Source organism: Pseudomonas sp. SIMBA_068 (genome assembly GCF_046534705.1).
In the GTDB taxonomy this organism is placed as follows: domain Bacteria; phylum Pseudomonadota; class Gammaproteobacteria; order Pseudomonadales; family Pseudomonadaceae; genus Aquipseudomonas; species Aquipseudomonas putida.
The window spans coordinates 1-262 of record NZ_JAWRYI010000792.1; the positions used below are offsets into that span (position 1 = coordinate 1).

The following is a 262-nucleotide window of genomic DNA, read 5'->3' on the forward strand; positions in this document are numbered from 1 at the left end:
GGCGGGCCTGCAAGCCGTTGTCCGGCTTGACCGGGCGAGCGGCGGCAGGGTCGCCGCGACGTTCAAGGCGGGCAAGCTCCTGGTCCAGGTCCAGTTCATCCAGAGCCTGGGCGGTGAGCGCCCAGTCTTCCTCGATGGCCGCTGGGCGCTCGCTGATGGGCGGATCGGGCGTAACCGGAGGCGCGGCAACCGGTTCGGCAGGCGCGGCCGGTGCTGGCGGCACCACGGGGGTGCTGGCGGCATCGGTACGGTTCTGCTCCAG

1 pseudogene is annotated in these 262 nt (G+C 72.5%); it reads right to left on the reverse strand.

Features of this window, described 5'->3' with window-relative positions:
* Nucleotides 1-262 (reverse strand): annotated as a pseudogene (locus SB756_RS31475) (DUF3426 domain-containing protein); the annotation flags it as partial.